The sequence below is a fragment of the Nonomuraea sp. AD125B genome (genome assembly GCF_041402765.1).
In the GTDB taxonomy this organism is placed as follows: Bacteria; Actinomycetota; Actinomycetes; order Streptosporangiales; family Streptosporangiaceae; genus Nonomuraea; species Nonomuraea bangladeshensis.
Genome location: NZ_JBGLOU010000004.1, coordinates 524,439 through 535,025 on the forward strand (window position 1 = coordinate 524,439; position 10,587 = coordinate 535,025).

General features: G+C 74.8%; 12 protein-coding genes and 1 pseudogene. 4 read left to right on the forward strand and 9 right to left on the reverse strand.

What is annotated here, in order from left to right; translation table 11 throughout:
• Positions 1–12 precede the first annotated feature (12 nt).
• Entirely contained in the window at positions 13–1,101 is a 1,089-nt protein-coding gene (locus tag ACBR40_RS14425) for a sensor histidine kinase (protein ID WP_371248974.1), read from the forward strand.
• Positions 1,102–1,116: 15 nt separating this feature from the next.
• On the opposite strand, the gene ACBR40_RS14430 is transcribed toward ACBR40_RS14425, so the two are convergent.
• Entirely contained in the window at positions 1,117–1,494 is a 378-nt protein-coding gene (locus tag ACBR40_RS14430) for a YbaB/EbfC family nucleoid-associated protein (RefSeq protein ID WP_344213390.1), read from the reverse strand.
• An 11-nt stretch (positions 1,495–1,505) separates the two neighbouring features.
• Positions 1,506–1,892 carry a YbaB/EbfC family nucleoid-associated protein gene (locus tag ACBR40_RS14435; RefSeq protein ID WP_364461991.1) on the reverse strand — a complete coding sequence of 129 codons (387 nt, stop codon included), beginning with the start codon at positions 1,890–1,892 and terminating at the stop codon, positions 1,506–1,508.
• Positions 1,893–2,035: 143 nt separating this feature from the next.
• Here ACBR40_RS14435 and ACBR40_RS14440 point away from each other — a divergent pair, with 143 nt between their 5' ends.
• The 3 genes from ACBR40_RS14440 to ACBR40_RS14450 are packed head-to-tail and all read left to right on the forward strand — an operon-like array spanning position 2,036 to position 3,960.
• A complete protein-coding gene (locus ACBR40_RS14440) occupies positions 2,036–2,356 on the forward strand; it encodes a hypothetical protein (RefSeq protein WP_344213386.1) in 321 nt (106 codons plus the stop codon).
• Positions 2,347–3,288 (forward strand): hypothetical protein, encoded by a 942-nt coding sequence (locus ACBR40_RS14445; RefSeq protein ID WP_344213384.1) that lies wholly within the window; start codon positions 2,347–2,349, stop codon positions 3,286–3,288. The genes ACBR40_RS14440 and ACBR40_RS14445 overlap by 10 nt, the downstream gene beginning before the upstream one ends.
• Positions 3,289–3,291: 3 nt before the next feature.
• Positions 3,292–3,960, forward strand: coding sequence for a hypothetical protein (locus ACBR40_RS14450; protein WP_371248975.1), 669 nt, complete (start codon positions 3,292–3,294; stop codon positions 3,958–3,960).
• A gap of 4 nt (positions 3,961–3,964) precedes the next feature.
• Here the strand turns inward: ACBR40_RS14450 and ACBR40_RS14455 are convergent, their stop codons facing one another.
• From ACBR40_RS14455 to ACBR40_RS14485, 7 genes and pseudogenes are all read right to left on the reverse strand, one after another.
• Positions 3,965–5,389: an aspartate aminotransferase family protein gene (locus tag ACBR40_RS14455; protein WP_371248976.1), complete on the reverse strand. Its 1,425-nt coding sequence runs from the start codon at positions 5,387–5,389 to the stop codon at positions 3,965–3,967.
• Positions 5,386–6,783, reverse strand: coding sequence for an MFS transporter (locus tag ACBR40_RS14460; RefSeq protein WP_371248977.1), 1,398 nt, complete (start codon positions 6,781–6,783; stop codon positions 5,386–5,388). The genes ACBR40_RS14455 and ACBR40_RS14460 overlap by 4 nt, the downstream gene beginning before the upstream one ends.
• A complete protein-coding gene (locus tag ACBR40_RS14465) occupies positions 6,780–7,409 on the reverse strand; it encodes a TetR/AcrR family transcriptional regulator (RefSeq protein WP_371248978.1) in 630 nt (209 codons plus the stop codon). The genes ACBR40_RS14460 and ACBR40_RS14465 overlap by 4 nt, the downstream gene beginning before the upstream one ends.
• A 56-nt stretch (positions 7,410–7,465) precedes the next feature.
• Positions 7,466–7,885 (reverse strand): hypothetical protein, encoded by a 420-nt coding sequence (locus ACBR40_RS14470; protein ID WP_371248979.1) that lies wholly within the window; start codon positions 7,883–7,885, stop codon positions 7,466–7,468.
• Between the two features lie 43 nt (positions 7,886–7,928).
• Positions 7,929–9,110 (reverse strand): ABC transporter permease, encoded by a 1,182-nt coding sequence (locus ACBR40_RS14475; protein WP_371248980.1) that lies wholly within the window; start codon positions 9,108–9,110, stop codon positions 7,929–7,931.
• Positions 9,110–9,799: an ABC transporter ATP-binding protein gene (locus ACBR40_RS14480; RefSeq protein WP_371248981.1), complete on the reverse strand. Its 690-nt coding sequence runs from the start codon at positions 9,797–9,799 to the stop codon at positions 9,110–9,112. Before ACBR40_RS14480 ends, ACBR40_RS14475 begins: the two co-directional genes overlap by 1 nt.
• A pseudogene (locus ACBR40_RS14485) lies at positions 9,792–10,587 on the reverse strand (peptidoglycan-binding protein); the annotation flags it as partial. The gene ACBR40_RS14480 and the pseudogene ACBR40_RS14485, both read right to left, overlap by 8 nt.

The following is a 10,587-nucleotide window of genomic DNA, read 5'->3' on the forward strand; positions in this document are numbered from 1 at the left end:
TACGATGAGCCGGTGGACGGTGCCCGCCCGCGGCTCGCCGATGCGGTCGCGGTCCTCGCCGCGGCGGGCTTGACGCTGGCGGCCTACCCGAGGGGGCCGTTCCTGCCGCTCCTCCTCGCCGTCACGGTGCCGCTGCTGTGGATGCGGCGCGCCCCGCTGACCGTCGCCTGGATCAACGCGGCCACCGCGGCCGCGCTGCCGGTGCTCTGCGCGCTGGCCCCGGCCGCGGTGCCGCCGCTGGCCCACCTGCCGGTGTGGCCGCCGGCCGGCCCGTTCGCGGTGTACGCGGCCATGGCCTTCGCCGCCGAGCGGCACCACGCCACCCGGCGCTGGCTGCCCGTGCTCGCCCTCGCCCTCGCCGTGCTGCTGCCCGCCGAGTGGCCGGGCGCGGCCTTCCTCGTCCTGCGCACCGAGATCGTGCTCGCCTTCGCCGTCCTGTACGGCCTGTACGCCGAGGCGGGCGCCCGGCTGCGGCGCGCGCTGGAGGAGCGGGCCGAGCGCGTGGAGCGCGAGCGGCTGGCCGGCGAGATGCACGACGTCGTCACCCACCGGGTCAGCCGCATGGTCCTGCGGGCCGGCGCCCTGGCCGAGCAGGCGGCCGACGAGCGCGCCAGGACCGCCGCCGAGGAGCTGCGGGCGACCGGCCGCGCGGCGCTGGACGAGCTGCGGCACATGAGCCTGCTGCTGCGGCGCGGCACCGGGGAGGGCTTCGACCTGGGGCTGCCGCTGCCCGACCTGCGGTCGCTGGTGTCGGAGTCGGCCTTTCGCGGCGTTCCCGTGGAGCTGGTGGTGAGCGGCGTGCCGGTGCCGGTGCCGGGGGAGGTGGGGCGGACGGCGTACCGGGTGGTGCAGGAGGCGCTGGCCAACGTGCGCGAGCACGCGCCCGGCACGGACGCCCGCGTGGAGGTGCGCTACCTGCCGGGCGTGGTGCGGGTCAGCGTGCGCAACACCCGGCCGGAGGAGGCGTTCGCGCCGCCCGGACTCGGCGGCGAGGGGCTGGGCGAGGTGAGCCAGTGGGTGGAGCTGGCGGGCGGCACGCTCAAGGCCGGGCCGGTGGAGGACGGCGGCTTCCTGGTCACCGCCATCCTCCCGACGAACTGACCGGGCTGCCAGATCTCAGCGCCACTCGCCGAGCATGGCCTCCAGACGGGCCTCGGCCTCGGCGGGGTCGTAGCCGGGCAGCGCCTCGCGCATGAGGTCGTGGGTCTGGCGCTGGGCGTCGGCGCACGCCTCGCGCACGGCGGCCAGCGTCTCCTCCGCCAGGTCACGGCTCGGCAGCTTGGTGGCGCGGGGGCCGTAGGAGACCTTGAGCACCCGGCCGTTCGCGTCGACCCGCGCCTCGACCTGCCCCGAGCGCGACCTGCCCGCGCCGACGACCCGTTCGAGGTCCTCCTGGGCGCTCTCCAGCCAGGCCAGCATCCGCTCGCCCGCGCGGCCGGCCTCGTCGAGGTCGCGCTCCTTGATGTCGGCGGGGTCGTACCGGTGCTCGAACACGAGTGGCCTCCTCAGAGCAGGTCGCGGGCCACCTGCTCCACCCGGTCGCGGACGAAGCTCTCGTCCAGCGGCTCGGGCAGGGTCGCGGCCCCGGCGACCTTGTCGGCGATCTCCTTGGCCCTGCGCTCGGCGTCGTCCTGGGCCGCGCGCAGCACCGCCGTCACCTCCCGGCCGAGCGCCGCCTCACCGAGGCGCAGCGCTCGGGGGTCGAGGCGCAGGCCGGTGAGCTCGCCGTGGCCGGTGGCGACGGCCTCCACCAGCCCGTCCTTGCTCCGGGCGCGGCCCTCGACCTGCCCGATCGCGGCACGGGCGGCCTGGAGGTCGCGCATGACCCGCCGGGCCTGCTCGTAGTAGTCGGCCAGGTAGCGGGCGTCGTCCTCGGGAGCGGGGGACGGCATGCGACCTCCTCCGGCATGACGGCAGCTGAACGGACGAAGGCACAGTCTAGACGGCCACGATCCCTCCGATGTCCGACAGATCACAAGATCATGACTGGAAAGTGTCGTCCGAAGTGACAGAAGGGCTTATATCGTCATTCGCCATGACGGAAGTTGAGATCGCCTTCGGCGCGGTGGAACGGGAGGCCGCGCGTGTCAGGGCCCACGGCGAGGACTACGGCGCCGTGCTGACCCCGATGCACGCGCGAGGCGACGGTGTGTCGTCCTGGGGGGACGACGGTCTGTTCTCCGTGTTCACCAGCTTCTACGCCGAGTGCCGCGAGACCTCGATGGCCGCGCTGGGCGGCCTGCACGCGATGCTCGTCAGGACCGGCGACGGCCTGCACGACACCGCCAGGAACAGCCGCGACGCCGAATCGGCCAACACCGCGGTCGTCGGTGACGTGGAGACCACGTGGGCGTGATCCTGCCGCCGGCGGCGGCCTCGATGATGGCGATGCTCGGCCCCTGGCCCAACATCGACGAGGACGACATGGGGCGGGAGAGCGCGGCCGTGCGCACCGCCCACACCACCGCCCTGCCCGCGGCGGCCCAGGTCGACGCGGGCGTGCAGGGCGTGGGGCAGGTCCACAAGGGCGAGTCCGCCACCCACCTGCAGTCCTTCTGGGACCAGCACGGCGGGCAGGGCGGCCACCTCGCCCAGGCCGACGCCGCCCTGCGGTCGATGCCCCGGGTGATCGACGGCGGCGCGTCCGTGGTGTCGGCGGTGAAGGTCGCGGCGGGCACGCAGGCCGTGTTCGCCGCCGTGGACGTGGCCAAGCTGCTGGCCTTCGGCGGAGCGGTCGGCGCGACGTACGCGACGGCCCGCGTGCTCGCCGGGCGCAGGGCGGTCGGCGGGATCCTGCGCCAGGGCGCCGAGGGCACCGGCAAGGTCCTCGCCCCGCTGATGCGGCGCAAGGTCACCGAGCCGATGCGCCGCGTCCTCGACACCATGAAGCTCCCGCGCGGGCCCATGGGCTCGCCGGCACTCGCCGGTGGCCCGCGCGGGGTCGTCCCCATGCGTCCTGCGGGCCTGCGCAACCCGTCCGGGCCCCGGTCCGTACGGGACGGCATCGCGCAGATGGGCCGCAGGAACAACCGGGGCAACAGCGGCGGCGGCCGGGGCGGAGGCGGCGGACGGGGCCGCAGGGACGAGACCGGTAAGTTCCATGGTGCGATCCCGCAGAGCACCAGGGGCATGAGCGAGGCCGAGAAGAAGAAGCTGGAGGACGACCTGAAGAAGAGCATCGCGAAACGGAAGGCGGAGGAGCAGCGACTGGGCTACGAAGCCGGCCACGCGGAGCGGATTCGACGGGAAGAAGGGGCTCTGCGACGGCTCTTCGGAAGGAACAAGTAGCGCATGCACACCCAGACAGGCGACGACCTGATCGCACGCGTCCTCGCCCACGCCGACGACGACGACGTCCTCGGTTCGGCGGCCAACGACCTGCTGGAGGAGGTGTTCGCCGGCTACCCGGTGGACAACCTGCGCCGGCTGCTGAGCAGCGACGCGGAGAAGGTCGTGCGCACGGGCGCCTGGCTGCTGTCAGAGCTGGGTGAGCTCGCCGCGCCGCTGGCCGACGAGCTGCCCGCCCTGCTCGCCAGCCCGCTCCGCCAGGTGCGCTTCTTCGCGGTCGAGACCGTGCTGAACGCGGGGGACGCCGACGGCCCGCTCGCCGCCAGGGCGCTCGCCCTGGTCCGCGACGGTGACGACGCCGTGCGCTGGAAGGTCCTCTCCTTCCTGGCCGAGGCAGGGACCGAGCAGCTCGCGGCCGGGGCGGAGGCCCTGGAGGACGCCGAGCTCAAGGAGCTGACCGAGTGGCTCGTACGCCTCGACACCGAGGAGATCGACCCGCGCGAGGTCGTCGCCCGGCTGGAGGGCGGCGACCGCACGGCCCGGATGTTCGCCGCGGCGGCCGCCGCCCGGCTGTCCGACGAGGAGGACACCAACCTCCTCGCGCACGCGGCCACCGCCGAGGACGAGGAGATCCGCTCGTTCGCCCTGGAGCAGCTCGACGACCTCCAGTGACCCGTCAGCCCGTGCCGTAGAGGACCGACAGGAAGCGCACCAGCACGGCCTCGCGGCTGCTCGCGGGCAGGGCGTCCAGCACGGTGTTGACCACGGCCATCTCGGGCCGGCCGGCGCCCGGCCGCAGGTCCGCGCCGACCGAGGCGGCCAGCTCGGCGAAGGAGGCGTCGTCGAGCGCGTCGAGGTCCAGCCCGGCCACCAGCTCGACCAGGCCGTCCGGCAGCTCGACGGGGCCGCGCTCGCGGGCGGCCGCGGCCGACTCGGCGATCACCTTGAGCATGGCGTCCACCCCGGCCAGCGTCACGCCGGTGACGGTGATGTGCAGGTTGGCCGGGATGCCCGCGTACGAGAGCTGCGGCTGCAGGAACCAGCCCCGGGCGCGGGCCTCGTCGGCCAGCACGAACACGTCCACCCCGTCGCCGGCGAAGGCCACGAGGGACGACTCGGGCTCGCCCAGCGGACGCAGCCCGGGGATCTGCGCGATGCCCTCGCGCAGCCGCCTGGCCGCCTCCAGGGTGGCGCGGCCCAGCTCGACGTACCCCTCGCGGCCGAGCGCCTGGAGGGTGGCCCACGCGCCGCCGAGCGGCCCGGCCGACCGGGAGCTCTGGACGGTCGCGTTGATGATCGTGTAGCCGGGCCAGGCCGCCGAGGCGAAGTACGCCTTTCGCCGCATCGCGGGGTCGGCGAACAGCACGACCGAGGCGCCCTTGGGGGCGTAGCCGAACTTGTGCAGGTCGCAGGAGAGCGACGTGACGCCCGGCACCGACAGGTCGAACGGCGGGATCTCGGCGCCGGCCGCGCGCAGCCACGGCAGCAGCCAGCCGCCGACGCACGCGTCCACGTGGCACGGCACCCCGGCCGCCGCGGCGACGGCGGCCACCTCCTCGACCGGGTCGATGACGCCCTGCGGGTAGGACGGCGCGGAGACGACGACGAGGACCGTGTCCTCGGTCATGGCGGCGGCGACGTCCGCCGGCCGCACCCGGTAGGTCTCCAGGTCCACGGGCACGGCGATCACCTCGACGCCGAGGTAGTGGGCGGCCTTGTGGAAGGCGGGGTGGGCGGTGACAGGGAGCACCAGGTTGGGCCGCTCCCGACCGGCGTGGTCGCGGGCCGCCTTCACGGCCAGCATGATCGACTCGGTGCCGCCGCTGGTGAAGACGCCGTGGCCGCCGCCCAGCTCGTCCGCGACCGCGCCGACGACCTGGCGCTCCATCTCGACGATGCTGGGGAAGGCGGTCGGGTCCAGGCAGTTGACCTCCAGCATCTCGAAGTAGGCCCGTTCCGCCGCGTCGTTGACCTCGGCGCGGCCGGTGTCGTACACGTAGGCGGTCACCTGGCCGCCGCGCACCGGCAGGTCGTCCGCCTTGAGCCGGGCGAGCTCGGCCAGCAGGTCGGCGGTGGCGCGTCCGGTCGGGGGGAGGTTCACGCGGGCTCCTTCGCGAGGCGGCCGTAGCGGGCCACGAACGGCAGACTGATCAACATGAGCAGGGCGGGCAGCGCGGTGAACCCGAGCAGCAGGCCGGTCAGGGCCACGGGCTCCTGCGCGACGGGCGATCCGGTGGGCGCCGAGACGAACCCCGACAGCGTCAGCACCAGCGCGAACAGCCCCGGGCCGAGCGCCAGCCCCGCGGTCTCGCCCGCCGTCCACAGGCCGGTGAACGCGCCCGACTGCGCCTGCCCGGTCCGGGCGGCGTCGGCGTGCACGGTGTCCGGCAGCAGCGACAGCGGCAGCAGTTGCAGGGCCGCGTAGCAGACGCCCGCGAGCGCGGTCAGCGCCAGCGTGACCACCAGCCCACCTCCGGCTGAACCGACCGCGATGGCCGGGATCAGCGCGACCGCGACCGCGCAGAACCCGGCCGAGGCGGCGAGGTAGCAGCGCACCGCGCCGTGCCGCCGGGCCAGCCACGCCCATCCGGGCACCGCGAGCATGCTGGGCCCGACCAGGCAGACGAACATCACCGACGTCAGTCCGTAGTCGCCCAGCCGGTACGACGCCACGTACGGCGCCCCGGCCAGCATCACCGCCACCGCCAGCGCCTGCGTCACGAACGCGGCCAGCAGCACGAAGAACGGCCGGTTGCCGCGCGCCAGCCGGAAGGCGGCCACCGGCCCGAGCGGGCGCGGCCCCGGCCGCGACGGCACCCAGCGGGTGCCGAGCGTCGCGGCGACCAGGGCCGCCGCCATGAGCGCGCCGATGACGACGCCCATGACCGCGTAGCCGGTCCGGCCGCCGCCCGCCAGGTCCACCACGGCCGGGGCCAGTCCGCCCGCGACGAGGATGCCGACGGTCAGGCACACCACCCGCCAGGACATGATGCGGGTCCGCGCGCTCCGGGTGCCCGCCATCTCGGCGGGCAGGGCCACGTACGGCACCTGGAAACAGGCGAACGCGGTCGCCGCCAGCAGGAACGCGACCCCCGACCAGAGGGCCCCCGGGACGCCGCCGGGCACACCTCCTGGCACGGCGAACATGAGCGCGAACGTCACCGGCAGCGCCGCCGCGCCGATCGCGAGCAGCCGGGTGCGGCGGCCCGTGCGTACGGCCTCGCGGTCGCTGGCCGCGCCGACGAGCGGGTTGAGCAGCACGTCCCAGATCTTGGGCGCGACGAGCACGACGCCCGCCACCGCGGCGGGGACGCCCAGCATGTCGGTCAGGTAGTAGAGCAGCAGCAGGCCGGGGACGGCGGAGAAGACGCCGGTGCCGATCGAGCCGACGCCGTAGCCGAGCAGCCGGCCGCGGCCGAGCGGGCGTTCGACGACGCCTCCGGTCGCGGGGCCGGTCGCGGGGCCGGTCGTGGGGCCGATCGCGGGTTCGGTCATGGGGCGTCGCCGGGGAGGCCGAGCGTGCGGTGCAGGCTCTGGTGCAGGTGGGCGCGGAAGCGCCGCAGCGCCGCCCGGTCGCCCGCGCCGCGCCGGCGGCCCTCGGCGTCCAGCACGCCGCCCTTGGCGAAGCCGTGGATGGACCAGATCGCGGACCAGATCGTGTACTCGAGGTCCACGCCCGCGGCGATGACGCCCGCCTCGCGGGCCGGGAGCAGCGCCGCGCCGACGTTCGCGATCAGCGGCTGGACGTACTCGCGTTCCAGCTCGGTGATGTCGCTGGCGTCGGAGAGCCAGCGGTGCATCCACAGCGCGGGGATCTCGGGGTTGTCGACGCAGAAGTCGAGGTAATCGTCCAGGAGCCGGTGGATCGCGACGACGGGGTCGGTGCCGGTGAGCCGGGCCAGCGCCTGGTCGAGGGCGGTCCGCTCGGCCAGGTGGGCGCGTTCCATGACCGCGAGGTAGAGCTCGCGCTTGCCGCCGACGTGGTAGTTGACGGTGGCGATGTTGAGTCCGGCGGCCTCGGCGATCTGGCGGGTGGAAGTGCCGTCGTAGCCGAGGGCCGCGAAGAGCTGCGTGGCGACCTTGACGATCAGGGCGACCTGACCGCCGTCCGCTGGTGTCATGCGCCGAACATAGTTCCACCACGCCCCGCCGGTCAATCACTTGATGGAGGCCGGGCTCAGTCCGGCGCCCAGTACTTCGTCATGGCCGCGTCGAGCTGCTTCACCACCGGCTGCCAGCTCTTCGGGAGCGTGTAGCGGGTCGCGCGGTGCCCCTTGTGGGCGAGGGTGTACTTGAGGAAGTCCGCGCCCCGCGGGGCCGGCTCCGAGCGGCCGACGCGCAGGCTCTTCAGCGCCGTAGCGAGCCTGCGCTCCTCCTTGCCCGTGAGGCACTTGTCCACGGTCGGCCCGGTACGGCGGCTCAGCCGCACACAGCCGTCGCGGTAGACGATCACATGGTCGTCGAAACCCGCGAACCCGCCCTGCCTCCGGTAGTCCACCAGCACCTTCCGCTGGACGGCGGCGGCCACAGGAACGGCCGGCACGGCGACCAGAGCCGGCACCAGCAACGGCGTGAGCGCGATGCGCCAGATCCTCATGCCCCTATGACGTGCCGGCGGGCCGATCGGGTTCACGTCGGGTTCACCGCAACGCGTCCACGGGCTCCATCCTGGCCGCGCGCCACGCCGGATGCAGCCCGGCCAGCAGCCCCACCAGCGCCCCCGCGACCGGCGCGGCGATCGCCAGCCGCACGTCCAGCAGCGGCGTCCACCGCTGGACGGCCGAGACCGCGACGATCGCGACCACGCCGAGGCTCGCGCCGATCACGCCGCCGGCCAGCCCGATCAGCGTGGACTCCAGCAGGAACTGGGCGGCGACGTGCCGCCTGGCCGCGCCGAGCGCCCGGCGCAGGCCGATCTCCTGGACGCGCTCCATCACGGTGACGAGCGTGACGTTCGCGATGCCGAGCGCGCCCACGACGAGCGAGACCAGGCCGAGGATCAGGAAGAGCGCGTCGGCGTCGTCCCGCGCCGCGTCCCTGGCCCTGGCCGGGCTGGGCGGGACGATCACCTGCAGCAGGTCGCCGGCGCCGGGGCTGAGCGCCACCGGGGCCTGGCGCGCGATCAGGTCCGTCGCGCCCAGGCTGGTGTTGACCAGCACCCTGGTGACCTCGCGCAGCCCGAACCGCCGCCCCGCGGTCGGCGGCAGGATCACGGCCGCGCTCAGGTTCCGCTCCCGCCGCAGGTCGCCGAGGACCCCGAGCACCGTGTACGCGTGCCCGCCCACGAAGATCGCAGGCGCCCGGTCGAGCCGGGTGATGCCGAGCATCCTGGCCGCCTCCTCGCCGATCACGGCCACCCGGTCGCCGCGCCGGACGTGCCCCTCGTCGTAGAAGCGGCCCTGCGTCATCCGGCCGCGCGCGGCCCCGGGCAGCCCGGTCGTGGCGGCCAGCACGGTCAGGGCGTGCGTGGTGACCCGGGCGGGGTCCACGAGGGCGTTGGAGCGTACGGACACGTTCGCGCCCTCCTCCGCGTCGGCCACGGCGGCCGCCGACTCCACGCCGCGCAGCCGGGTCAGCCGGTCCACGGCGTCCCAGGCCACCACCGGCTTCCCCGTCGTGGACTCCGGCACCTCCACCGTGATGGCCGTGGCGGCCAGCTCGTCGAAGCGGCCGACGATCTGGTTGCCCGCCGTGGCGGCCACGCCCAGCGTGACGACCAGCGTGGTGATGCCGAGCACGGTGCCGAGTGTGGTCAGCGCCGTGCGCACCGGCCTGGCCAGCAGTCCGGCGACGGCCTCGCCGGCCAGGTCGCGTACGTGCATCACTCCTCCACCAGCACGCCGTCGGTGATCCGCACCCGGCGCCCGGCCCGCTCGCTGACCTCCGGCTCGTGCGTGATGACCACGATCGTCAAACCCTGCTCCCGCAGCTCGCCGAACAGGTCGAGCACCGCCTCGGTGTTGCGGCTGTCCAGGTTGCCGGTGGGCTCGTCGCACAGCAGCAGCGACGGGCCGCCGAGGAGGGCCCGGGCGATGGCCGCGCGCTGGCGCTCGCCGCCGGACAGCCGGTCCGGAGCGAACCCCGTCCGGTGGCCGAGGCCCACCCGGTCCAGCGCCGCGAGTGCCCGCTCCCGCCTGCCTTTGCGCGGCTGGGTGCCGTAGACCTCGGCGAGCATCACGTTCTCCAGCACGCTGCGGTGCGGGAGCAGGTGGAAGGACTGGAAGACGAAGCCGATCCGGTCGCCGCGCAGCCGGGTCCTGGCCCCGTCCCTGAGCGTCGTGGTCTCCACGCCGTCCAGGCGGTAGCCGCCGGACGTCGGGCGGTCCAGCAGCCCGACCACGTTCAGCAGCGTGGACTTGCCGGAGCCCGACGGGCCGACGATCGCCAGGTGCTCGCCCCGCTCCACGCGCAGCGACACCTCGCGCAGCGCGCGGACCGGCGGCGCGGCGGGATACTCCCTGGAGACCTTCACCAGCTCGACGACGGGCGGCGGTGACTCTCGCTCAGCCACCGCTCACCACCACCCGCTCGCCCTCCTTGAGCGCGCCGCTGACCTCGACGTTCCCGTCGGCGGTCAGGCCCGTGCGCACCTCGACGTCCCTGGTCCGGTCCGTGGCGTACTCGACCCGCACCCGGGCCCTGCCGTCCGCCGAGGTGATCACCGCGGCCACCGGGACGACCAGCACCGGTTCCTCGGTCGCGCCCACCGTCACCCGTACGGTCACCGCGACGCCCGCCCGCAGGCCCGCACGCCCGCTCGGCGTGAGCAGGACGGCCCGGGAGCCCTCGGGCGGCTCCTCCCCGCCGGGCCGCCCAGCCTTCTCGCCGACCGCGCTCAGCCTGGCCTGGTACGTCCGGCCCGAGTCCAGCTCGACGGTGGCCTTCATGCCGGGCCGGAGCAGCTCCGCCTCCGCGGCCTCGACCGAACCGGTCACCGCGAACGCCGAGCTGGTCACCGTCGCCACCTCGCCCTCGACGGGGCGGCCCGGCTTCGCCGCGACCTTCTGGACGCGGGCGGGCAGCTTCGGCAGGAACACCACCTCGCCCGGCGGGATCGACACGCCGTAGGTGCGGGCGTACTCGGCCAGCATCTCCTCGGCGGCGGCCACGTCCGCCCTGGCGCCGGCCACCTTCATCCGGGCCGGGGAGAGCTGCCTGGCCTGGCGCAGCGCCTGCTCGGCGGTCACCACCGCCTCCTTCGCGGTCCTGACCGCTTTGCGCAGCTCCGCGAGCCTGGCCTTGCCGGCCTCCTCGGCCTTGCGCAGCACCAGGTCGCGGGCTTGCTGGGCGGCTTCCAGG